Origin of the sequence: Georgenia sp. EYE_87, assembly GCF_023148685.1 — a bacterium.
GTDB lineage: Bacteria > Actinomycetota > Actinomycetes > Actinomycetales > Actinomycetaceae > Georgenia.
Map to the genome: position 1 here is coordinate 332,845 of NZ_JAHXNL010000002.1, position 21,109 is coordinate 353,953.

19 protein-coding genes and 1 tRNA gene are annotated in these 21,109 nt (G+C 74.6%); 16 read left to right on the forward strand and 4 right to left on the reverse strand.

The window, feature by feature from the left end; all coding sequences use genetic code 11:
- Positions 1-170 precede the first annotated feature (170 nt).
- The 15 genes from KZX45_RS04945 to KZX45_RS05015 all read left to right on the forward strand — a co-directional run bounded on the left by KZX45_RS04945 (position 171) and on the right by KZX45_RS05015 (position 16,076).
- Entirely contained in the window at positions 171-2,597 is a 2,427-nt protein-coding gene (locus KZX45_RS04945; protein ID WP_248256585.1) for a LuxR C-terminal-related transcriptional regulator, read from the forward strand.
- Between the two features lie 3 nt (positions 2,598-2,600).
- Positions 2,601-5,060 (forward strand): LuxR C-terminal-related transcriptional regulator, encoded by a 2,460-nt coding sequence (locus tag KZX45_RS04950; protein WP_248256586.1) that lies wholly within the window; start codon positions 2,601-2,603, stop codon positions 5,058-5,060.
- A gap of 556 nt (positions 5,061-5,616) precedes the next feature.
- Positions 5,617-8,220: a SpaA isopeptide-forming pilin-related protein gene (locus KZX45_RS04955; protein ID WP_248256587.1), complete on the forward strand. Its 2,604-nt coding sequence runs from the start codon at positions 5,617-5,619 to the stop codon at positions 8,218-8,220.
- Between the two features lie 56 nt (positions 8,221-8,276).
- Complete coding sequence (locus KZX45_RS04960) at positions 8,277-8,921, forward strand: alternate-type signal peptide domain-containing protein (protein ID WP_248256588.1); 645 nt, start codon at positions 8,277-8,279, stop codon at positions 8,919-8,921.
- A 66-nt stretch (positions 8,922-8,987) separates the two neighbouring features.
- Positions 8,988-9,581 (forward strand): signal peptidase I, encoded by a 594-nt coding sequence (locus KZX45_RS04965; protein ID WP_248256589.1) that lies wholly within the window; start codon positions 8,988-8,990, stop codon positions 9,579-9,581.
- A complete protein-coding gene (locus KZX45_RS04970; RefSeq protein ID WP_248256590.1) occupies positions 9,578-10,180 on the forward strand; it encodes a hypothetical protein in 603 nt (200 codons plus the stop codon). The genes KZX45_RS04965 and KZX45_RS04970 overlap by 4 nt, the downstream gene beginning before the upstream one ends.
- Positions 10,177-10,950, forward strand: a complete 774-nt coding sequence (locus KZX45_RS04975) for a hypothetical protein (RefSeq protein ID WP_248256591.1) — start codon at positions 10,177-10,179, stop codon at positions 10,948-10,950. The genes KZX45_RS04970 and KZX45_RS04975 overlap by 4 nt, the downstream gene beginning before the upstream one ends.
- A 5-nt stretch (positions 10,951-10,955) precedes the next feature.
- Positions 10,956-11,663, forward strand: coding sequence for a hypothetical protein (locus KZX45_RS04980; RefSeq protein ID WP_248256592.1), 708 nt, complete (start codon positions 10,956-10,958; stop codon positions 11,661-11,663).
- Between the two features lie 141 nt (positions 11,664-11,804).
- Entirely contained in the window at positions 11,805-12,026 is a 222-nt protein-coding gene (gene infA / locus KZX45_RS04985; protein ID WP_043501486.1) for a translation initiation factor IF-1, read from the forward strand.
- 62 nt (positions 12,027-12,088) lie between these two features.
- On the forward strand, positions 12,089-12,202 hold the full coding sequence (rpmJ, locus tag KZX45_RS04990) for a 50S ribosomal protein L36 (RefSeq protein ID WP_110851912.1): 114 nt from the start codon (positions 12,089-12,091) through the stop codon (positions 12,200-12,202).
- Between the two features lie 146 nt (positions 12,203-12,348).
- Positions 12,349-12,729, forward strand: a complete 381-nt coding sequence (gene rpsM / locus KZX45_RS04995) for a 30S ribosomal protein S13 (RefSeq protein WP_248256593.1) — start codon at positions 12,349-12,351, stop codon at positions 12,727-12,729.
- Positions 12,730-12,798: 69 nt separating this feature from the next.
- A complete protein-coding gene (rpsK, locus tag KZX45_RS05000) occupies positions 12,799-13,206 on the forward strand; it encodes a 30S ribosomal protein S11 (protein WP_123917129.1) in 408 nt (135 codons plus the stop codon).
- 146 nt (positions 13,207-13,352) lie between these two features.
- A complete protein-coding gene (locus KZX45_RS05005) occupies positions 13,353-14,378 on the forward strand; it encodes a DNA-directed RNA polymerase subunit alpha (RefSeq protein ID WP_248256594.1) in 1,026 nt (341 codons plus the stop codon).
- Positions 14,379-14,412: 34 nt separating this feature from the next.
- Positions 14,413-15,060 carry a 50S ribosomal protein L17 gene (rplQ, locus tag KZX45_RS05010; RefSeq protein ID WP_248256595.1) on the forward strand — a complete coding sequence of 216 codons (648 nt, stop codon included), beginning with the start codon at positions 14,413-14,415 and terminating at the stop codon, positions 15,058-15,060.
- Between the two features lie 194 nt (positions 15,061-15,254).
- Positions 15,255-16,076 carry an alpha/beta hydrolase gene (locus tag KZX45_RS05015; protein WP_248256596.1) on the forward strand — a complete coding sequence of 274 codons (822 nt, stop codon included), beginning with the start codon at positions 15,255-15,257 and terminating at the stop codon, positions 16,074-16,076.
- On the opposite strand, the gene KZX45_RS05020 is transcribed toward KZX45_RS05015, so the two are convergent.
- The 4 genes from KZX45_RS05020 to KZX45_RS05035 form a co-directional block, all read right to left on the reverse strand.
- The gene (locus KZX45_RS05020) at positions 15,980-16,741 is read right to left on the reverse strand and encodes an ROK family protein (RefSeq protein ID WP_248256597.1); all 762 of its coding nucleotides are present in this window, start codon (positions 16,739-16,741) and stop codon (positions 15,980-15,982) included. The two genes, KZX45_RS05015 and KZX45_RS05020, sit on opposite strands and share 97 nt — an antisense overlap.
- Positions 16,742-16,767: 26 nt before the next feature.
- A complete protein-coding gene (locus tag KZX45_RS05025; protein WP_248256598.1) occupies positions 16,768-18,540 on the reverse strand; it encodes a SelB C-terminal domain-containing protein in 1,773 nt (590 codons plus the stop codon).
- A gap of 3 nt (positions 18,541-18,543) precedes the next feature.
- Positions 18,544-19,911 carry an L-seryl-tRNA(Sec) selenium transferase gene (gene selA / locus KZX45_RS05030; RefSeq protein ID WP_248256599.1) on the reverse strand — a complete coding sequence of 456 codons (1,368 nt, stop codon included), beginning with the start codon at positions 19,909-19,911 and terminating at the stop codon, positions 18,544-18,546.
- A 17-nt stretch (positions 19,912-19,928) separates the two neighbouring features.
- A tRNA-Sec gene (locus KZX45_RS05035) sits at positions 19,929-20,023 on the reverse strand.
- A gap of 66 nt (positions 20,024-20,089) precedes the next feature.
- Between KZX45_RS05035 and selD the strand changes: the two genes are divergently transcribed.
- Positions 20,090-21,082: a selenide, water dikinase SelD gene (gene selD, locus KZX45_RS05040; protein ID WP_248256600.1), complete on the forward strand. Its 993-nt coding sequence runs from the start codon at positions 20,090-20,092 to the stop codon at positions 21,080-21,082.
- Positions 21,083-21,109 lie beyond the last annotated feature (27 nt).

The window sequence follows — 21,109 nt, forward strand, 5'->3', positions numbered from 1 at the left end:
CAGATGTCCTCGGCAGGTCGCAAGAACTGAGGGCACGAAAACGCCCGTGTCGCGTCCGCGCCCTCGGTACCTTGATGATCCGGACGGAGGTCACCCCTGGGCCCCCGCCGGGCGCACGAGGGGTGTGGGCCGTGGCGACAGCCGTACACGCGACGCGAACGCACGCGCGTATGCCGCGTGACCTCGTTGTCGACGACGCCGTCCTCGAGATCCTCGCCGAGCAGGCTCCTCTCACGGTCGTGCGCGGGCCCCGCGGCTACGGCAAGTCCGCGACGCTGAACGCCTGGCTCGAGTCGGCCCCGCCGCAGCACCAGGTGGTCACGCTCGCGCTCACCCGTGAGGCGAACGAGGCCGACGAGTTCTGGCGGGCCCTGTGCGCGGCGCTCTCCGACGCCGGCGTGCTCGACGGCGAGGACGGGGACCACCGCGCCCGCGCGGTGCGGTCGCTGGTCCGGCGCGCCGCGCCGCTGACGGTCGTCATCGACGACTACCACCACGCGGGGCGCCTGGAGGCGGCCGCCGACATCGACGACGAGCTCGTCGAGGCCGTGCGGCAGAACGACCAGCTCTACCTCGTCGTCGCCAGCCGGACCACGCGGGCCATCGAGACGACCGGCAGCCTCTCGATCGACGTCGCCGTCGTCTCCCCGCGGGAGCTGCGGCTGCGCGGCACGCAGGTCGCGGCGCTCGCCGCGCGGCTGGGCGTCCAGCTCAACGACCGCGAGGCGGAGCTGCTCGCCACCGGGTTCGCCGGCTGGCCCGCCGCGATCCGCGACGTCCTGGTCCGCTCGCGCGGAGAGGGCGGTCGGATCAACCTCGCGCTCGCCGACGACTACATCGCCAGCATGGTCCGCGACCTCCGGCACGAGCAGGTGCGCGCCTTCCTGCTGCGCACCGCCGTGCCCGAGTCCTTCGACGCCGAGCTCGCCGATCTCGTCGCCCCCGGGGACGCCACGCTGACGATCCTGCGCAACGTCCGCTCCGCCGGGCTGCTCCGCGAGGAGATCGCGGGGGAGCGGCGGGTCTACTCGTACGCCCCGATCGTGCGCCAGGCCCTGGTCCGGATGCTCGCCGAGTCGCGGCCCGACGACCTGCGCGAGGTGCACCGGGCGCTGATGAGCCACAGCCTGCACGAGCGCGACCACGTCCGGGCCCTCGTCCACGCCATCCACGCCGGCGCCTGGTCCACCGCCGAGCAGGTGATGGAGGACGAGTGGCACCACCTCGTCACCCAGGAGCCGGCCGTGCTCATGGCGGCCGCACAGATGATCCCGCCCGACGTCGTCGCCGAGCACCCGCGCTTCCAGGTCGCGCGGGACGAGATGGACGGCGCACTCAAGTCGGGCCGCCAGGGCCGGGACCTCATCTGGCCGACCGGCGACATCCGCGGCCTGACGGCCGAGCTCGGGCCGAGCCGGCTGCGCACCGGCATGGACACCACGGTCTTCGCGCTGGTGCAGTGGGGGGTCGCGGCGGTCCTCGCCGGGGACGAGCCGTCGGCGCTCTACGCCTTCGGGCGGGCGCGCACCGTCTCCCAGGAGCGCGACGAGGAGTCGGTCGCCGTCGCCCTGGCCACCCTCGGTCTGGCGGGCACCCACGCCATCTACGGCGACGTCGACATCGCCGCCTCGTGGCTCGAGGACGAGTCCCTGCGCCGGCTCGGCAGCCTGCCCCCGGAGCTCGACGAGTACGTGGACTACTGGCAGCGGCTGATCCGCGCCCTCATCGCCCTCGACCGCCTGGAGCCCGACGCCGCGGAGGTCGTGGCGGCGATGCGCGAGCGCACCCGGCGGGACGAGATCTGGGGTCTCGAGGTGTTCGTGGCGGCGGTGAACGCCTCCACCTCGGGCGACGCCGGGGACATCGCCCGGTGGGCGGCCAACGTCCGCGCCGCGCGGCACTACCTCCCGCAGGGCCGGATGGCCGAGATGGTGCTGCGCGCCACGGAGGTCGAGGTGCTCCTCGCCGGCGGCCTGCTCGACGACGCCCGGCACGTGGCCCGCAACCTGCCCGTCAACGCCGTGAGCATGTCGACCCACGCCCACCTCGCGCTCGCCAACGGCGAGTACCGGCAGGCCGCCTCCCGGGCCCGGGAGGCGCTCGAGGTGGTGACCCTCTCCCAGCGCTCGGTGATGGAGTGCCAGCTGGTCCTCGCCGGGGCCCACCACGCGCTCGGTGAGCGGGCGGCCGCCCGGGCCGCGTTCGCCGAGGCCGTCCGCACCGCCTACGCGTCCGGTCAGCGCCGCCCGCTGCTCGTGCTGCGCCACAGCGTCTTCACCGCCCTCGCCGCCGGGGACGTGCGCGTGCTGGACCTGTGGCCCGAGGCCTACCGGCCCAGCGAGCGTGAGATCGCCGAGGAGCCCCGCGGCGGGCTGACCGAGCTGCTCACGCCGCGCGAGCTCGAGGTGCTCCAGGCGCTGCACCAGCACACCGGAGCCGTGCCGATCGCCGAGGTGCTCGGGCTCTCCGTCAACACCGTCAAGTCGCACCTGCGCAGCGTCTACCACAAGCTCGGCGTCACCAACCGCTCGGGCGCGCTCCGGCGTGCGGACGAGCTCGACCGCGCGGGGCCGCCGGGTCACGTGGGGATGGGCTGAGAGATGAGCCGGCCGTCCCACCGCACCGATCAGCACCGGGGGGACGGCCAGGGGCTTCCGCGCGTGCCCGCGGCGTTCACGCCGTCGCCGACGGTGGAACGCGCGCTGGAGGTCCTCCCGCCGCTCGTCGTCTTCCAGGCCCCGCGCGGCTACGGCAAGACCACGACGGCCTCGGCGTGGCTGCGCCGTCCCGACCTGCCCGACCACGACCTGGTGTGGGTGGGGCTGCCGCCCCGCGCCGTCGCCCGGGACGAGTTCTGGGCCGAGGTGCGCGACGCCGTCGTCCGGGCCGGCTACGACGACCCTGGCCCGGTGCTGGACGGCCGCGACGTCGGCCGCGCGGCCCAGGAGCGGTTCCGGCACCTGGTCATCGTGGTCGACAGCTTCGAGCGGGTCGTGGACGAGAGCGTCGACGAGGAGCTGGTGGAGCTCGCCCAGCGGCACGCCAACCTCCACATCGTGCTGCTGACCCGCGCCCTGCGGCCGGTGGTGGCCCTCGCCCGCGCGATCGCACCCGAGGCGGTGGTGCTCCAGGCAGCCGACTTCGTCCTGACGGGGGAGCAGACCCGCCAGCTCGGGGAGGAGCTCGGCGTGCCGGTCACGGAGAAGGCTGCCGCGGAGCTGTGCGCGGGGCTGGCCGGGTGGCCGGGTCTGCTGCGGGTGGCACTGCTGACGGCGAGCTTCACGGACGAGGGCGAGCCCGTCGTCGACCTCTTCTCGATCGCCGACTACCTCCGAATCGTGCTCCAGGACCTCGCGGTCGACGGGGTGGACGCGGTGCTGACCTCGCTCGCCGTGCCGGAGTCCTTCACGCCCGAGCTCGCCGAGCAGCTTGTGGGCGCGGAGAACATCGAGGCGACCGAGTCGATCCTGGTGCGGATGCGACGCGCCGGCCTGCTGGTGACGCGCGGCGAGGGGGAGTTCGCCTACCCGCCCATCCTGCGCGACGCCGCGAACCTCCTGCTGCGCGAGGACGACCCGGCGCGCTACTGGCGGCTCAACGCCGACGTCGCACGGCTGTGCCGTGCCTCGGGGCGGATGTCCCAGGCGCTGGAGCACGCGGTGCGCTCCCAGGACGCGGCGCTCCTGGCGGAGGTGGTGGAGGAGTCCTGGCCCCAGCTGCTCGCTGCCGACCGCGACAAGCTGCGTGAGGCGCTGACCCACCTGCAGCCCGAGACCCTGGCGGGCACCCCGACCATGATCGCCCTGCGCGACCACGTGGCCCCGGGCGAGCTGCCCCGGTGGTTCCTCGAGGCGGTGCAGTCCGACCTGCCCGTGATCGCCCCCGGCAGCAGCACGCTGGCCATCGCCCATGACGAGGCCGACCAGCCCGGCGTCGCCCGCACCATGCTCGAGCTCGCCCACGTGCTGCTCGGCGAGGCCGACGTCCTCGGCGCGTCGTTCGCCTGCTACGACGCCGTGCGGCGCGGGACGCAGGACGAGTACACCCTGGTGCGCGAGGCCGGTGCCGGGGTCGCGCTCACCACGGCGCTGCTCGGCCACCTCGACGCCGCCGACCGCTGGATGGACTGGGTGCTGGCCCGGCCGGACCCGCCGCCCGGGCCGCTGGAGACGGTGGCGCGCATCGTGGTGCCGGCCTTCCTCCAGCTCGACCGGCTCGCGGACGTCGACCTCCCCGCCGAGCCGCCCGACCTTCCCGAGGCCCACCAGTGGCTCGAGACGCTGATCGTCTACGTGTGGGTGAACCGGTCGCTCCACCTGGGCAACCCCGCGGAGGTGCTCGGTGACGTCGAGCAGTACCGCGACCGCAACCGGCACCGCCCCAGCACCTGGCTGGGGGACACCATGCTCGCGACGGCGCTGATCGACCTGTGCATCGCCACCGACCAGCTTGCCCGTGCCCGCGAGATCGGGACCCAGGTGGGGCCGAGACGCTGGGAGAGCGGGCTGCTCCGTGCCGCGCTGGCCCGGCTCGCGCTCTACTCCGGGGACGACCAGCTCGCCCTGGACGTCACCAAGGACGCCCCCGCGGTCGCCCCGGTGCGGCCACGGGTGGCCCTGAAGCTGAGTCTCGTGCGCACGGTCGCCGCGCACCGCACCGGCCAGCGGGCCCTCGCCCAGGAGGCCATGCACCTGGCCACCCGCATCGCGGAGCGCACGGGGATGCTGCGCCCTTTCCTGCTGGTACCGCGGGCGGACCTGGAGAACGTGGCCGCGGGGTTGCCCCACAGCCGGGCGCTGCTGGAGAAGCTCGACGAGGCCGCCGTGGCGGGGCCCTTCCCGGAGGCGGTGCGGGTGGAGCCGCTCAGCGGGCGGGAGATCCACGTCCTCCGCGAGCTCGCCACCGGCCGTCCCGTCCCGATCATGGCGCGCCGCCTCTTCGTCTCGGAGAGCACCGTCAAGACGCAGGTGCGGAGCATCTACCGCAAGCTCGGCGTCCACTCCCGCGCCGAGGCCCTCGAACGCGGCCGGCTCCTGGGTCTTCTCCCGCCGCAGGAATGAGGGAGTGGCGCGGCTTCTGCGCCCGGTACGGCCCCGTCCCCAGGAGGTCAACCTCACCTACGGAGGGTGAGGTCGGCATTTCATCCCGGGATCCCCTGCCCGTCGCGCTGACAAGTTTCGGCATTCGCGGTCTGCTGGATCCAGGCCCTGGCGGGGACGTCGGGGTCGAGGTCGACGGCGGTGGTGCGGCAAAGGCGGCGCGCCACCCCGCCTGACCGCCACAAGACGGCGGGGTCGCCCACCTTCCCCCGGGATGGGCGGCCCCGCTCCTGTGCGCCCGCGGGCGAGGAGGCACAGCTCCTGCGTCGTGCCCGCCCTCGCGGGGTGGGACCTGCCGGGGTGCGGCTCACCCGCGGGCTCGCCCGGTCACCCCCATGCTCACCCCTGGAGCCCCCGGGACGGGTACCGGACCCACCCCGTACGGATCATCTCCCCTTCGCCTACGGAGCGGCACCGAGGGCGTGCCACCCGCTGGTGCGATGAAGGAAGTCGAGGTCGATCCGGGGGCCAGCACAGGCCCTGCGGTGCCGGCCCCCGAGCCCGGGGAGTGAGCTTCATGCGTCGAGCACCACGACGGCGTCGCACCGCGGCCCTCACCCGCACCCGTGCCTCGCTGGCCGGGCTCCTGGGGGCGGCTCTCCTGTGCACCGGCAGCGCCGCGGTGGCCGTCGGGGAGGGCGAGACCGAGGCCGCGACGGCGGGGACGACGACGGCGGGGACGAGCGCGGCTGAGGCCGTCCCGGAGGCCACCGGTTCCGGGCCGCAGCTCCTGTGCGCGGACGGGACGGCCCCCGACGCCGAGGCGCTCGCGTCGGCGACGCCCGAGGAGATCGAGTCCGCCCTGGCGGCCGGTGAGCCGCTGCCCGGCTGCGACGAGCGGACCGCCTCCGCGGGGCCCGCCGCGGACGAGCCTGCCGACGCCGTCGCGAGCGGTGTGCCGGGCGAGGAGCCCACCGCCGACGGCGCGACAGGCCCGCCCGCCGCGGAGCCGGAGCTCTCGACCGACGCGCCGGCGACCGAGTCGTCGGCCGACGCGGAGCCGGCCAGCCTGGCCCCGCTGAAGATGACCCCGCTGGCGGCGGTCAGCCCAGGCGCCGCGCTCCGGGGCGGGTTCGAGATCGACGGCAACCTGACTCCGGGTGATCTTCCGGGCACCCCGGGCGACGACTGGGCCGGCGTCTCCTACGGGGAGGCGGCCGACGGCCTGAACGACGCGACGCAGTTCAGCTCGAAGGACACGAAGGAGGGCGACGCGCCCTCCGGCTGGCAGCCCGGCAGCGGCACCGCCAGCGACCAGGCCGACATCGACAAGGTGTGGACCCACGACCGGGTCGTCTCCGGCACGCAGTGGCTCTACCTCGGCTTCTCCCGCAGCACGGGGTCCGGCTCCATCGGCTACTCGCTCGAGCTCAACCAGCTGAGCAACGTGGTCAACGCCCACGGTGTCAGCGTGCCGAACCGTTCGGCCGGCGACGTGCGGGTCGGGTTCACGCAGTCCGGCAACGGGCTCCTGTCAGTGGTGGACGTGGCGCGCTGGGCGGGTACGGCGACCGGCGGGTCGTGGACGAGCCTCGCCGTCTCCGGCGCCGTCCTCGGTCTCGCCAACGCCGCGGACCTGCCCGCGACGGCGGGGTTCCCGGCCATGCCGACGAGCACGTTCGTCGAGGCGGCCTTCGACCTCACCGCGCTCGAGCAGGACACCACGTGCACGCGCGCCGGCTTCACGCAGGCCAACCTGCGCAGCCGCCAGTCGCAGTCCATGACCTCGCAGATGAAGGACCACGCCGTCGCCCCGGTCAGCATCCCGCCGCGGTGCGCGGACCTGACGGTCACGAAGGTCGCCGAGAACGGCCAGGCGCTCACCGGCGCCGAGTTCACCATCGCGCCGAGCCCGGACGGGGGCGGAGCGCCCCAGCTCGTCGTCACCGACGGCGGGCCGGGAGACCTCGACGGCGCCGCCGACGGCAGGATCTCCCTCCGGACGAGCGACTTCGGCACCTACACGGTGACCGAGACCCGCGCCCCGACGGGCTACCTGCTCGCGACCCCGCGGAGCCAGACGTGGACGGCGGCCGCGTACGTCCAGTCGGCGCTGCGCTTCGTCGACCCGCTCGGCGCGGTCTCCTGGACCAAGGTCGACCAGGACGGTGCCCCCGTGGCCGGCGCGACCTTCACCCTCAGCCCGACGGGCGGCGACGCCGGTGAGCTGCTCGGCCCGGACCACGACCTGGTCGTCACGGACGACGGCCCTCACGACGCCGATCCCGACGCGGGCGAGCTGCGCGTCGAGGGCCTCTTCACCGGCACCTGGGAGCTGGTCGAGACGGCGGTGCCGGCCGGCTACGACCCGCAGCGGGTCCCCGCCCCGATCGCTTTCGAGATCGCCGACGAGAACCCCGAGCGGCTGGTCGGTCCGGCGCCCGAGCTCGGCGAGCTCGTCAACCACCGACTCACCACCGTGACCGTGGTCAAGACCGTCACCCCCCGCCTCACGCCGGCAGGCACGCGCCCGCCCGACGAGCCGGGCGCCGGGTGGCAGTTCACGGCGGAGGCACCCGCCGGGGTGACGGTCACCGGGTCCGGCCTGACCGGCAGCGACGGCACGACGCAGTTCGCCCTCTCGGTCCCGGCCGGCACGAGCACGGTCGCGCTCGCCGTCGCGGAGACGATGCAGCCCGGCTACACGCTCGCGCCGCAGGACGGGCTCAACGCCGCCTGCGTCGCCGACGGCGCGCCCGTCGACGTCAGCAACGGTGACCCGGCCGAGGACCCGTACGGGTTCGAGGTGGCGGTGCCGGCCGGCTCGGCCGTCACCTGCTACGTCGACAACCGCGAGCTTGAGGTCGGCGTCGACATCGTCAAGCGCGCGTGGTTCGTCCCCGCCGGTGAGGCGCCCGCCGACGGCGAGGACCTCCTCGACGGCGGCTACGCCGAGCTCGTCCACGACCCCGAGGGCATGCAGGTCCCCTCCCTCGCCTCCGGCACGACGGTGTGGTGGAGCTACACCGTGACGAACACCGGCGAGCTCGACCTGGAGGGCCTCGTGGTCACCGACGACGTGCTGGCCCCCTCGGCCGACGACCCGGTCTGCACCATCCCCGAACTCGGTGCGGGTGACTCGTTCACCTGCATCGGCAGTGGTCCCGTCACCAGGCAGTGACGGGCTGACCCCCTGGCCCGCTGGCAGCAGCAGCCATCCCCCCGAAAGGAATGACCATGAACAACAAGACCAAGGGCGCTCTGGCGGGCGTCGCCGGGGTCGCGATCCTCGCGGGCGGCACCACGTTCGCGCTGTGGAGCGACAGCGACGAGGTCGACGGCGGCGTCATCACCGCCGGCAACCTCGACGTCAAACTGACTGACCACGCCTGGTACGACGTCTCGGACGACCGCATCGACGAGGGGCACCCGATCAGCCTCAGCTCCTTCCGAATCATCCCGGGCGACACGATCCGGGGCGAGTTCGGCGTCGACCTCGCGCTCGAGGGAGACAACATGGTGGCCAAGCTGTCCATGCAGCGCGACGGCGAAACCACCGGCAACCTGTTCGGTGACGGCACGCACGACGTCAAGGTCACCTATCAGCTGTTCGGGCCCGACGGTGCAGTGACAGCGGAGACTCCGTTCGGCGAGGAGACGACTGTCGTGTTCGCGTCCGCGGACAACAGCGAGAACGTGGAAGCCCTGCCCACGATCCCCGCAACATTCGACGAGGACGGAGGGGAGTTCACGATCGAGGTCACCGCGACCTTCGACGAGGACACCCCCGACCAGGTCCTCACCCAGGCCACCGGTGACCTCGCCGGTGTCGGCGTGAAGCTGGAGCAGAGCCGCTCCACCACCGGCGAGGGCGGCTTCTGACCCACCCCGATCGTGGAGGGGCGGATGCACGGCCGCCCCTCCGCCACCTCAAGAAAGGAGAGTGACATGAGCGCCACCGACAGCAGCCGCGGCCGGCTCGCCGGCGTGGTCTCCGTCGCCACGACGACCGTGCTGGTCGTCGCGGTCGCGCTCGCCGTCGCTCTCGCGCTCGTCCCGCGCGTGCTGGGCGGGGGAGCGCTGACCGTGCTCACCGGATCCATGGAGCCGACGATCTCGGCGGGCGACATGGTCGTCGTCCGCCCGGTCGAGGCCGGCGACGTGCGCATCGGTGACGTGGTCACCTTCCAGCCGGTCTCCGACGACCCGACCCTGATCACCCACCGCGTGGTGGGCAAGCAGGTCGGGTCGTCGGGGACCACGTTCGTCACCCGTGGCGACGCGAACGGGGCGGACGATGCCCCGATCGTCGCCGACCAGATCATGGGCGAGGTCGTCTACCAGGTCCCGTACGCGGGGCACCTCGCCCTCTGGGCCGGCGGGAACCGGCAGGGGATCGTCGTCGCCACCGGCGTCGCGCTCCTGGCCTACGCCACCGGCATGTTCCTGCGGCCCGGGCGCCGCGCCGTCGTCGGCGACGGCCAGGCCGCCTCCGCCGCCCCGGCCGCCTCGTGCGCCCCAGAGCAAGGAGTCCTGTCATGACCGCCACGTCGCGGATCGCGGTCGCCGGCGCGGCGCTGGTCGTCGCGATCGGCGCGGGCGCCGCCACCTACTCCCTCTGGGTCGGCGACAGCGCCGGGAGCGCCGGCGTCATCACCGCCGGCGACCTCGACATCGCGCTGCGGCCCGACGGCTTCGCCTGGGAGGAGACCTCCCCCGACGTCGGGGCGCCGCGGTCCGGCACCACGCCGGAGTCGTTCGCGGCGTTCGTCGCCATGAGCGGGGACAGCTTCACGGTCAGCCAGGAGTTCACCACCACCCTCGAGGGCGACAACCTCCTCGGCCGGCTCACCGTCGGCTGGGCGGCGCCGCCGGACCTGCCGGCCGGGGTGTCGGCGACCTACCGGGTGCTCGGCGCCGGCAACCAGGTGCAGGCCGCGGCCCGCCTGGGCGAACCGGTCGAGGTGCGCGACCTCCCGGTCGGCACCGGCACGTGGACCGTCGAGGTGGACCTGGACCTCGCGGAGGACAGGCCAGACCGCTACACCACCTTCTCGGGGGCCGACCCGGTCGAGCTCAGCGATCTCGGCGACATCGTCGTCAGCCTGGAGCAGATGCGGACGGGAACGGGGTTCGAATGAGTGCCACCATCGCCCGGCGGGCCCCCCTGGTGGGGGTGGCCGCCCTGGCCGTCGCCCTCGGGATCGGCGGCGGCACGGCCCTCGCGCTCTGGGACGACGACGAGGTGCTCACCGCCTCGATCGGCACCGGGATGGTCGGCCTCGCCGTCGAGAAGCTCGGCACGCACGAGGCGCAGGTCGCGGACGGGCCCGGCTCGAGGCCCGGCGTCACGCTCGGGCCGGCCGAGGCCGAGAGGCTGCTCGCCGACGGCGAGGTCACCGTCGGCATCCGGGTCGACGCCCGCGCCGACGGCAACAAGGGGCTGAGGTACGGCCTCGAGCTGCCCGTCCTCGACGGCGCGTCCCTCCTGGGCAACTCCACCGTCCGCGTCTTCCGCGTGGCGGCCGACACGGCCTGCACGCCCGAGACGGAGCCGCTCCCGGGCACGCCGGTGGCCACCTGGACCCCGGCGGACGCCGACGGCGACGGCACCTACGTGCCCGGCACGGACCCGGGCTGGGACGGCACCGGGCTGGGCTCCGTGCCCGTCGCGGCCGACTACGACGCCCCGTGGACGGCGGTCGAGCGCTGGTGCGTCGTCGCCGAGCTCGGCGACATGCCCGACGAGGGGTCGTACACGAACACCGCCACCGTGGCGGTCGAGGTGGACGGTGCGACCTACACCGGTCGCGACTCCTGGTACACCGACGTCACCACCGCCGCCGACCCGGCGGGCGAGCCGGCGCACACGATCCGCTTCAGCCACACGACGTTCCGGCCCGGGGAGTGAGCACGATGACCATCAGCTGGTGCCGCGCGTCGCTGACGGGACTGGTGCTCGCGGCCGGCCTCGCGGCTCCGGCCGCCCTCGCCGCGCCGGCCGGAGCCGCGACGGCCGGAGCCGCGACGGACCCGACCGACGCCATCTCGCTCTCCTGGGACGGCACGGAGTACGGCGCCTCCACCACGCAGAGCTTCCTCGGCGTGCCCGTGAGCGTGCCCGGCGACACCGCCACCCGCACCCTGACCGTCCGGAACGACGGACCCCGGCAGGGTGTCCTGACGGCGGAGATCGCGGAGGTGGAGCTGCTGGACCCGGCCGCGGCCGACCCGCACGGGAACTTCTACGACGACCTCACCCTCGCCTGGGCGACGGCGGACGGGGCGGGGGCGGCGTCGTTCACCACCCTCGACGCCGACGGCGGACGCCGGATCGGCGAGGTGCCGCTCGGCCGGGGCGAGGCCACCGAGCTCACCCTCACCTACGAGTTCCCGTACGATGCGACGTCGGGCAACCGTGCCAACGTCGCCGTCCGGCAGGCGTCCTTCGACGTGCTGCTGACGATCCGGGGGGACGACGCCGCCGCACCGCCGGCCGTGCCGACCCGGCCGTCGCTCCCGACGACCGGCGCCGACGTCCTGCGGCTCGGGACCGCCGCGGTGCTCGCCGTCGCCGCCGGGCTCGCGCTGCGCGGACGGGCGGTGCGCCGGCAGGTCCGGTGACCGCCGTCACCGCGGGCACGGTTCCGCAGTGCGGCGCGATGCCGTAGGATGGACCGCTGGGCATGGCTTCACCTTCGTCGCGCGTGCGCGGCAGCACGATGAGCCATCACCATGTTTCAGTCATCAACGTGAGCGGGAGTAATGGCGAAGAAGGACGGCGTCATCGAGATCGAGGGCAGCGTGGTCGAGGCTCTTCCGAACGCGATGTTCCGCGTGGAGCTGAGCAACGGGCACAAGGTCCTCGCCCACATCTCGGGCAAGATGCGCCAGCACTACATCCGGATCCTCCCTGAGGACCGGGTGGTCGTCGAGCTGAGCCCGTACGACCTCACCCGGGGTCGCATCGTCTACCGCTACAAGTAACCACCACGAACGAACGCCGTCGGCGGACCTTGGGTCCGGCGTGCGCGGCGGCGGAGGAACACATGAAGGTCAAGCCCAGCGTCAAGAAGATCTGTGACAACTGCAAGGTGATCCGTCGGCACGGCCGCGTCATGGTCATCTGCACCAACCTGCGTCACAAGCAGCGCCAGGGCTGAGTCCCTGACCGCCGGGAGCAGCGCCCCGGCACCACGTACCACCAGCACCGTCGGTCACGACGGCGCAACCCTCGGCTCGGAGGCCGGGGCCCGCAACCGGCGGGAGGGTGGTGCGGCAGACCTCCGACCCACAACAGGAGTCAAAGTTGGCACGTCTTTCCGGCGTCGACCTCCCCCGCGAGAAGCGGCTCGAGATCGCGCTCACCTACATCTACGGCGTCGGCCGTACCCGTGCGGCCGAGGCGCTCGCCGCCACGGGCGTCAGCCCTGACCTGCGCGTCAAGGACATGACGGACGCGGACCTCGTCGCGCTGCGTGACTACATCGAGGGCAACTTCAAGGTCGAGGGTGACCTCCGCCGCGAGGTCGCCGCGGACATCCGCCGCAAGGTGGAGATCGGCTGCTACCAGGGCCTGCGCCACCGTCGTGGCCTCCCGGTCCACGGTCAGCGCACCAAGACCAACGCGCGTACCCGCAAGGGCCCGAAGCGCACCGTCGCCGGCAAGAAGAAGGCCGGCAAGAAGTAGTAGTCCGTGACCGCGCCGGGCTGGCGCGGACCGGTCCGACGACCTCACCCTCAGGAGTAGGAACCCTCTATGCCCCCCAAGACCCGTACGGCGACCGCGGCCCGCAAGCCGCGCCGCAAGGAGCGGAAGAACGTCTCCCACGGCCACGCCTACATCAAGAGCACCTTCAACAACACCATCGTCTCCATCACCGACCCGACCGGCGCCGTGATCGCCTGGGCGTCCTCGGGCCAGGTGGGCTTCAAGGGGTCGCGCAAGTCGACGCCGTTCGCCGCGCAGCTGGCCGCCGAGGCCGCCGCGCGTCGCGCCCAGGAGCACGGCATGAAGAAGGTCGACGTGTTCGTCAAGGGTCCCGGCTCCGGCCGCGAGACCGCGATCCGCTCCCTCCAGGCCACCGGCCTCGAGGTCGGTTCGATCCAGGACGTCACGCCCCAGGCGCACAACGGCTGCCGTCCGCCGAAGCGTCGCCGCGTCTGACAGACGTGTCCATGCAGCGGGGTGCGCGCGCGATGCGTGCGCACCCCGCTGCATGACTGCCAGCACCACCCCTGCCGGACGGACCGATGTCGGCAGGTCCTCGCCCAGACGTCATATAGCGGACGTCGGCTGAAAGGAAACCCCAAGTGCTCATCGCACAGCGCCCCGCACTGACCGAAGAGGTCGTCTCCGACTACCGTTCGCGGTTCGTCCTCGAGCCCCTCGAGCCCGGTTTCGGCTACACCCTCGGCAACTCGCTGCGTCGCACCCTGCTCTCCTCCATCCCGGGTGCCGCCGTGACCTCCATCCGCATCGACGGCGTGCTGCACGAGTTCTCGACCGTTCCCGGTGTCAAGGAAGACGTCACCGAGATCATCCTGAACATCAAGAACATCGTCGTCTCCTCGGAGAACGACGAGCCCGTCGTGATGTACCTGCGCAAGCAGGGCCCGGGCGTCGTGACCGCGGGGGACATCACCCCGCCGGCCGGTGTCGAGGTGCACAACCCCGACCTGCACATCGCGACGATCAACTCCAAGGGCAAGCTGGAGATCGAGCTGACGGTCGAGCGCGGCCGCGGCTACGTCTCCGCGGTGCAGAACAAGAGCGCGGACTCCGAGATCGGCCGCATCCCGGTCGACTCGATCTACTCCCCGGTCCTGAAGGTGACGTACAAGGTCGAGGCGACCCGCGTCGAGCAGCGCACCGACTTCGACAAGCTGATCGTCGACGTCGAGACCAAGAACGCGATCGCCCCGCGCGACGCGCTCGCCTCCGCCGGCAAGACCCTCGTCGAGCTGTTCGGCCTGGCCCGCGAGCTCAACGTCGAGGCGGAGGGCATCGAGATCGGCCCGTCGCCGACCGACGCCGCGCTCGCGCAGGACCTGGCGCTGCCGATCGAGGACCTCGGCCTGCTGTCGCGCTCGTACAACTGCCTCAAGCGCGAGGGCATCCACACGGTGGGCGAGCTCGTCGCCCGCTCGGAGGCCGACCTCCTCGACATCCGCAACTTCGGCGCCAAGTCGATCGGCGAGATCAAGGAGAAGCTCGCCGGTCTGGGCCTGGGCCTGAAGGACAGCCCGGCCGACTTCGACCTCTCCGCCCACGTGGGCGACGAGGACGAGGACGAGGCCTACGGCGACATCCAGTTCAGCGACGAGCAGCCCAGCTGACCTGCTCACCCGACACATCTACTAGGAGATAACAATGCCTACCCCTGCCAAGGGACCCCGTCTGGGTGGCAGCGCTGCGCACGAGCGGCTCATGCTGGCCAACCTGGCCACCGCGCTGTTCGAGCACAAGAGGATCACCACCACCGAGCACCGCGCCAAGCGCCTGCAGCCGGTGGCGGAGAAGCTCATCACGCTGGCCAAGCGCGGTGACCTCCACGCCCGCCGCAAGGTCATGACCACCGTGCGCCGCAAGGACATCGTCGCCGAGCTCTTCGAGCAGACCGCGCCGAAGTTCGCCGAGCGCAACGGCGGCTACACCCGCATCACCAAGGTGGCGCCGCGCAAGGGCGACAACGCCCCCATGGCGGTCATCGAGCTCGTGCTCGAGCCGGTCAGCCCGAAGCAGGCCACCGTGCGCGAGGCCGAGAAGGCCACCGCCCGCGCCGCCACGGCCGCTCCGACCGCCGAGGCCCCCGCCGAGGAGCAGGTCGCCGAGACCACCGCCGAGGCCGTCGAGGCCGAGGCGCCCGGCGAGCAGGGTGCGGCCACCGAGGCCGTCGAGGCCGAGGCGACGGTCGAGGCCCAGCAGGCCGACGCCGAGAAGGCCGCGGAGGCCGCCGACGCCGAGGCCACCGAGGCCGAGGCCGGCCAGGCCAAGGGCCCGGTCGACCCGCGCAAGTGAGGCACCCGCGAGCCTGACGCAGCAGCGTCGCGCCCGCCCCGAGGGGCCCGGACCGTCACGGTCCGGGCCCCTCGCGCACCCCCGCGCCGAGATCCCCCCGACCCCGGTGTGCCGGCATCTGCTCGGTCACCCGTCATCTCCTCCGTGAGATGTCAGGCACTCGGCGGCTGAGGACCTGCCACTAGCCTGGCGAGGTGAGCGTCCCCACCGTGGTGCTGGTGCACGGCATCCGCGCCTCGCGCAGCATGTGGCTGCGCCAGCTCGCCGCCCTGGACGCGGCCGGCGTCCCCGCCGTCGCGCCGGACCTGCCCGGCCACGGCTCACGCGCGGGCGAGGACTTCACCGTCCCGGCCGCGATCGACACCGTCGAGCGGACCGTCGGCGGGATCGACGGGCCCGTCGTCGTCGTCGGTCTCTCCCTGGGCGGGTACCTCACCCTGCACTGGGCCGCCCGCACCGAGCACCGCCCGGCCGCCGTCCTGGCCGCCTCGTGCTGCACCCAGCCAGCCGGCCCAGGGCTGGCCGCCTACCGCCGTCTCGCCGCGCTGATCGGGCGGCTGCCCGACGGCGGAGCGGGCGTCAACGAGTTCATGGTTCGCCGGTTCCTGCCCGCCGAGGCCCGTGCCGACCTCGCCGCCGGCGGCATGACGATGTCGGTGATGACCGCCGCCCTGGCGGGCATGGCCGGGGTGGACACCTACGCGGACATCACCCGCATCCAGTCCCCGATCTGGTTCGTCAACGGCCGCTGGGACCACTTCCGCGTGCACGAGCGCCGCTTCGTCGCCGCCGCGCGCGAGGGCCACCTCGTGCTGATCCCGCGCGCCACCCACCTGGTCTCGCTGGTGCGGCCCGTCGCGTTCAACCGCGTGCTCCTCGAGCTGGTGGACCGGGTGTCGACGGACGCGGGGGACGGCGTCTACGGGACCCGCAGCTCCCAGGCCCGCACCCCGCCGACGATGCCCGCCGAGTTCGGCACGATGACGACGTCGTCGCCGAGCCGGGAGAGCACCTGAGGGGCGATCCGGCGCGAGTTGCCCCCGCCGAGGTAGAGCCGGTCCCACAGGTACATCGGGCGCAGCGCCTCGACGACGTTGCGGACCCGCCGCGACCACATCGCGTCGCCCAGCCGCAGCCTCTCGTGCTCGCCGACGTAGTCGTCGTAGGTCAGGCCCCACTTCACCGGGCCCCGGCTGAGCTCCACGTGCGGGGCGAGCGTCCCGCCGTCGAAGACGGCGTTGCCCAGCCCCGTCCCCAGGGTCACGATCATCTCCAGCCCGGCGCCCGTGATCGCGCCGGCGCCGTGCACCTCCGCGTCGTTGAGGACGAGGGCCGGGATGCCCAGCTCCTGCTCGACGGCGCCCTTCATGTCGAACCCGGACCAGTGCAGCTCGAGCTCGGGCAGCACCCGGGTGCGCGGGCCGGCCTTGGTGATGTAGTGCGGGGTGTGGATGACCACGCCGTGGCGCAGCATCCCGGGCATCCCGACCGTCACCCGGCCGGCCGCGGGGAGCTGCTCGGCCAGGGAGGCGATCGTCCGCACGAGCCGCGACGGCGGCAGCGGGTACGGCGTGGTGGCCCGCACCGGCTGGGCGTGCATGGTGCCGGCGGCGTCGAGCACCGAGGCCTTGATGCCGCCGCCGCCGCAGTCGACGGCCAGCGTCACGCTCGAGGGCTCCACCGCGCGAGAGTATCGCGGGGCCACGCTCAGGGCCGACGCCCGGTGACCTCCCGGCGGTCGTCGGGCAGCCGGCGCGTGAGGCCGCGCCGGTCGAGCAGGTCCAGCAGCGGGAGCACCACCCGGCGCGAGGTGGCGAGCCGGACCCGGGCCTGGCTCGTGGTGAAGGGCTGGGGCAGGTCCGCCAGCCACGCCGCGGCGCGCTCGGCCGCGTCGGCGGGGAGCACGACGCCGGGCGCCGGGCGCAGCACCCGGCCCGCGCGCGCGGCGGCGGCCAGTCCGCGCTCGTCCAGCCCCAGCTCGCGCAGCCGGTCCGCCGTCGGGGCGGCGAACGGCGCCCCGGCCAGGTCGGCGGCGAGCGTCCCGAGGGCCTCCGCCAGCGCCGGGGGCAGTCCGCCGCTGCCGCTGACGACCACGCGCCCGTCCGCCATGGCCAGGGGCGCGCGCAGCGCGGCCCGCAGCAGCGCCTCGGGAAGGCCGAGCCGGGCGGCGAGGGCAGCGGGCGGGAGGCCGAGGTCGAGGGGGTGGGCGGCGTCGTGCTCGCGCACCAGCCGCTCCGCGTCCGTCAGCGCCCCGGCCGCCCGTGACGCGGACAGGAGCAGGCCCGCGGCCACGACGCCGTGCGCGGCGGCGTCGGCGGTCGGCACACCGATGCGGCGCAGCACGGCCAGGTCGGCCAGTCCGTCCCGGCGGCGCAGCTCCCCGGCCAGGTCCGGCGTGCCGTCGGCGCCGGCGAGGGTGGCCGCCCGTCTCGCGGCCGCGCCCCGGCGGGCCAGGGGCGTCGGGGCAGGGTCCAGGACGACGACGCCCCACAGGGCCCGGCTGCCCGGGTCCCGCAGGAGGGCCCGGTCGCCAACGCGCAGCGGCAGCGGCCGGCGCAGGGTCAGCCGGGCCAGGCCGTCGGCGAGCGGACGGTGGTGGACCTCGACCGACGCGCCGCCCACGTGCAGCATGGGGCGGTCCGGCGGCAGGGCTGCGGCGGCCGGCCCGCCGGCCCGGCGCAGCCTCACGTCGACGACCTCGGTGCGGTGCCAGGCGTCCGGGGTGACGAGGACGGCACCGCGCTCGACGGCGGCGTCCCCGGCGAGGTTGAGGGCCACGCGGGCCACCCCCACCGCCTCGGGCACCTCGCGCCCGAGCGACTGCACGGCCCGGACCCGGACGGTCCCGCCGTCGTGGGCCAGCCGGTCGCCGGTGGCGACCCGCCCGGCCGGCAGCGTGCCGGTGACCACCGTCCCCGCCCCGTGCACGACGAAGCTCCGGTCCACCCACAGCCGCACGTCCGCGTCCTCGTCGGGGGCCGGGAGAGAGCGCAGCGTCCGTGCCAGGGCGTCGGCCAGCTCCGCCAGGCCGGCGCCGGTGCGGGCGCTGACCGCGACGACGGCGGCGCCGCGCAGGGAGGTGGCGTCGATCTCGCCGCGCGCCCGGGCGATCGCGGGCCCCGGGTCGGCGAGGTCGGAGCGGTTGACGGCGACCACCCCGTAGGAGACGCCGAGGCCGTCGAGGGCGGCGAGGTGCTCGGCCGCCTGCGGCATCCACGGGTCGTCGGCGGCCACCACGAGCAGGGCGACCGGCACGGGCCCGACGCCGGCGAGCATCGTGGGCACGAACCGCTCGTGGCCCGGCACGTCCACGAAGGCGACGTCGCCGACGCCGGGCAGGGCGGTCCAGCAGAAGCCGAGCTCGATCGTCAGGCCTCGCCGGTGCTCCTCCGGCAGCCGGTCGGGGTCGGTGCCGGTCAGGGCGCGGACCAGGGCGGACTTGCCGTGGTCGACGTGCCCGGCCGTGGCGACGACGTGCACCGGTCAGCTCCCCGGGTGTCCCGGCGCGGTCGTCGGTACCGCCCGGTCCTCGCGGCCTGCCAGGGTGGCCGCGGCGGCCCGGACCGCCGCGAGCAGCGCCTCGTCCTGCTCGGCCGGCACCGTGCGCAGGTCCAGCAGCAGCCGGTCGCGCTCGACGCGGCCCACCACCGCGGGCCGGCCGCGACGCAGCGCGGCGGCGAACGGCACGGGCAGGGTCACCGCGGCGCTGGGCAGCTCCACGCCCGGCGCGCCCCCGCCCCCGACCGCGGCGACGCTGGTGCGGGCGACCGCCCCGACGTCGGCCAGGAGGGCGGCGATGGCCTCGGCGCGCCGCAGGAGCGTCGCGGGGTCGGTCTCGAGCGCGGCGCGCACGGGCGGCGGGGGACCGGTGAGGGTGGCCTCGAGGGCCGCCAGGGTGAGCTTGTCGACGCGCAGGGCGCGGGCGAACGGGTGGCGGCGCAGCGCCTGGACAAGGTCCGCGCGGCCCAGCAGCAGCCCCGCCTGCGGGCCGCCGAGGAGCTTGTCGCCCGAGGCGGTGACCAGGTCCGCGCCCTCGCGCAGGGTGGTGGCGGCGTCCGGCTCGCCGGGCAGCAGCGGGTGCGGGGCGAGGAGCCCCGAGCCGATGTCGGCGACGACCGGCACGGGCAGGCCGGCGAGCGCGCGCACCGGCACCGCGGACGTGAACCCCGAGACGACGAAGTTCGACGGGTGCACCTTCAGGACGAACGCGGTGCGCTCGTCGACCGCGGCGGCGTAGTCGGCCAGCCGGACGCGGTTCGTGGTGCCGACCTCCCGCAGCGTGGCGCCGACGGACTCGAGCAGCTCCGGGATGCGGAACCCGTCGCCGATCTCCACCATCTCGCCCCGGGCCAGGACGACGTTCCGGCCGGCCGCGAGCCCCAGCGTCACCAGCGCCAGCGCCGCGGCGCCGTTGTTGACCACGTGCACGGCGCCGGCGTCCGGCACCGCGGCGGCGAGCGCCGCCAGCGCGCCCGCGCCGCGCGGCCCGCGCCGCCCGGTGGCCAGGTCCAGCTCGACGTCCGTGGGGCCGGCGGCGAGGGCGACGGCCTCGCGCGCGGCGGCGGAGAGCGGGGCACGGCCGAGGTTGGTGTGCACGACGACGCCGGTCGCGTTGACCACGCGGTGCAGGGAGGTGGCGGCCTCGGGCAGGGCGGCGAGGGCGGCGTCGGCGACCGCGCCGGGCTCCAGGGCCCCGGCGCGGCAGCGCGCCTGCGCGGCCGTCACGGCGTCCTTGACGAGCCGGCCGCCGAGCCGGGCGGCCGCGGCGACCAGCCGCGGGTCGGCCAGCACGGCGTCCGTGCGGGGCACGGCGCGACGCGCGTCGGTCGCGGCGCTGCGGCTCTCCGGCACGATCGGCCCTCCTGACGTGGCGGAGGCGGACGGGAATCGAACCCGCCTGGCCGGGATGCCCGGCCACAACGGTTTTGAGGACCGCGCCCGTCACCAGACGAGGTACGCCTCCGCGGCACACCCTAGCGGCAGCCCGCGGAGGGTGGACCCCGGCGGGGGCCGCACCTAGGCTCGCCGTGTGACCGCGACGACGCAGCCGCTGCGCCTGACCCAGTACGCCGCCGGCGGCGGCTGCGCGTGCAAGGTCCCGCCGGGCGAGCTCGAGCGGGTGCTCGGGACGCTGCGGCTGCCGGCCGGCGGGGACCTGCTCGTGGGCCTGGAGAACGGCGACGACGCCGCGGCGGTGCGCATCGAGGGCGGACGGGCGATCATCGCCACCGCCGACTTCTTCACCCCGGTCGTCGACGACCCGTACGACTGGGGCCGCATCGCCGCGACCAACGCCCTGTCCGACGTCTACGCGATGGGCGGGACGCCGCTGGTGGCGGTGAACCTGCTCTGCTGGCCGCGCAGCACCATCCCGTTCGAGGTCGCCGCCGAGGTGCTCCGCGGCGGCGCGGACGCGTGCGCGGAGGCGGGGACCTTCCTCGGCGGCGGGCACAGCGTGGACGACCCCGAGCCCAAGTACGGCCAGGCGGTCACCGGCATCGCCGACGCCGACCGGCTGCTGCGCAACGACGCCGGCGAGGCGGGGGTGCCGCTGACGCTGACCAAGCCGCTCGGGCTGGGCGTCCTGAACAACCGGCACAAGGCCACCGGCGAGCGGTTCGAGGAGGCCGTCACCCAGATGACGACGCTGAACCGGGACGCCGCCGCGGCCGCGCTCGCCGGCGGCGCGCGCTGCGCCACCGACGTCACCGGCTTCGGCCTGCTCGGGCACCTGTACAAGCTGGTGCGCGCCAGCGGGGTGTCCGCCGTGATCGACGCGGCCGCCGTCCCCTACGTCGACGGCGCCCGGGAGTCGCTCGCGGCCGGGTTCGTCCCCGGCGGGAGCCGCCGGAACCTGGACTGGGTGCACCCCCACCTCGACTCCGCCGTCGACGAGGACGAGCTGGTCCTGCTCGCCGACGCGCAGACCTCCGGGGGGCTGCTGGTAGCGGGCGAGGTGCCGGGGTACCCGGTGATCGGTGAGCTGGTGGCCGCGGGGGAGCACGCCGTTCGGGTGCGGTGACGGCTCGGACGGGGCACGATCGTCAGC

Bases quoted from the DNA above. Each gene is read 5' to 3' on its own strand.
- KZX45_RS04950 (WP_248256586.1), top strand. From the start codon at position 2,601: ATGAGCCGGCCGTCCCACCGCACCGATCAGCACCGGGGGGACGGCCAG.
- KZX45_RS04975 (WP_248256591.1), top strand. From the start codon at position 10,177: ATGAGTGCCACCATCGCCCGGCGGGCCCCCCTGGTGGGGGTGGCCGCC.
- KZX45_RS04945 (WP_248256585.1), top strand. From the start codon at position 171: ATGCCGCGTGACCTCGTTGTCGACGACGCCGTCCTCGAGATCCTCGCC.
- KZX45_RS04965 (WP_248256589.1), top strand. From the start codon at position 8,988: ATGAGCGCCACCGACAGCAGCCGCGGCCGGCTCGCCGGCGTGGTCTCC.
- rpmJ (WP_110851912.1), top strand. From the start codon at position 12,089: ATGAAGGTCAAGCCCAGCGTCAAGAAGATCTGTGACAACTGCAAGGTG.
- infA (WP_043501486.1), top strand. From the start codon at position 11,805: ATGGCGAAGAAGGACGGCGTCATCGAGATCGAGGGCAGCGTGGTCGAG.
- KZX45_RS04955 (WP_248256587.1), top strand. From the start codon at position 5,617: ATGCGTCGAGCACCACGACGGCGTCGCACCGCGGCCCTCACCCGCACC.
- KZX45_RS04960 (WP_248256588.1), top strand. From the start codon at position 8,277: ATGAACAACAAGACCAAGGGCGCTCTGGCGGGCGTCGCCGGGGTCGCG.
- KZX45_RS04980 (WP_248256592.1), top strand. From the start codon at position 10,956: ATGACCATCAGCTGGTGCCGCGCGTCGCTGACGGGACTGGTGCTCGCG.
- rplQ (WP_248256595.1), top strand. From the start codon at position 14,413: ATGCCTACCCCTGCCAAGGGACCCCGTCTGGGTGGCAGCGCTGCGCAC.
- KZX45_RS04970 (WP_248256590.1), top strand. From the start codon at position 9,578: ATGACCGCCACGTCGCGGATCGCGGTCGCCGGCGCGGCGCTGGTCGTC.
- rpsK (WP_123917129.1), top strand. From the start codon at position 12,799: ATGCCCCCCAAGACCCGTACGGCGACCGCGGCCCGCAAGCCGCGCCGC.